This is a genomic window from Streptomyces sp. 8P21H-1 (assembly GCF_013302945.1).
The window spans coordinates 1-1,258 of sequence record NZ_JABTYA010000121.1; the positions used below are offsets into that span (position 1 = coordinate 1).

Genomic DNA, 1,258 nt, shown 5'->3' on the forward strand with positions numbered 1-1,258 from the left:
ACCGTCACCGCCGGGCCCTCGAAGCCGAACGTGTAGGACACACGGCCGGACGCGATGCTGGGCGCGCTGCCGTTGCTGCGGAAGCCTTCGTACTGCTCGTCGGCGAGCATGTTGCCGTAGTCGTTGTACATGACGCCGGCGAAGACACCGGTCTGGCTGCCACGCAGCGACACCGGATCGATCCCGGAACGCTCGATGGCCTCCCACGTCGTCTCCAGCAGCAACCGCTGCTGCGCGTCCGTGGCCACCGCCTCACGCGGACTCATCCCGAAGAACTCGGGGTCGAAGGCACCGGCCTCGTGGAGGAAGCCGCCGGCCTTGGTGTAGGTGGTGCCGGATGCCTCACGGTCCGGGTTGTAGAGGGTGTCGATGTCCCAGCCGCGGTTCACGGGGAACTCGGTGACGGCGTCCACACCTTCGGAGACGACCCGCCACAGGTCCTCGGGCGAGGACACCCCACCCGGATAACGGCACGCCATCCCCACGATGACCACCGGATCGTCCGCCACCGACGGCAGCACCGCCACCGGCACCACCGGCGCCGACTCCACCGCACCGAACAGCTCGTCCAGCAGGTACCCCACCAGCGCATGCGCCGTCGGGTAGTCGAAGACGACGGTCGCGGACAGTCGCAGACCCGTCGCCTTGCCCAGCCGGTTGCGCAGCTCCACCGCGGTCAGCGAGTCGAAGCCCAGGTCCTGGAAGGTTCGGTCGGGGTTGACGGTCTGCGCGCCCGCGTGGCCGAGGACCACCGCGATCTGGCCGCGCACCAGGTCCAGCAGCACCTCACGCCGCTCCTCGGCGCCCAGCCCTTCCAGACGCTGCACCAGACCCGCCGTCGCCGCCGACCCACCGGCCGCCGAACGACGGGTACGGCGGCGGACCAGTCCGAGCGTCATGGGGTGCGGGTCGGCTTGCTCGCGCAGCGATGCCAGGTCGAGCCGTACGGGCAGGACCACCGGCTCGCCGGAGGCAAGGGCGGCGTCGAACAGTGCCGTGCCCTGCTCAGGGGTCAGTTCGGGCATGCCCGCCCGGGCGATGCGGTGCACATCGGTGTCGGAGAGGGTGCCGATCATGCCGGCGTCCTGGGTCCACGGGCCCCAGGCCAGGGAGGTGGCAGGCAGGCCCAGGGAGCGGCGGTGGACGGCCAGGGCGTCGAGGAAGGTGTTGCCCGCCGCGTAGTTGGCCTGGCCGGGGCCTCCGAGGATGCCGGACATCGAGGAGAAGAGGACGAAGGCGTCCAGGTCGAGGTCCTTGG

At 70.7% G+C, this 1,258-nt stretch carries 1 protein-coding gene; it reads right to left on the bottom strand.

Annotated features, from left to right (window positions below; all coding sequences use genetic code 11):
- Nucleotides 1-1,258 (bottom strand): beta-ketoacyl reductase (locus tag HO151_RS02085; RefSeq protein ID WP_173894420.1); only part of this gene is annotated, 1,258 nt, incomplete at both ends.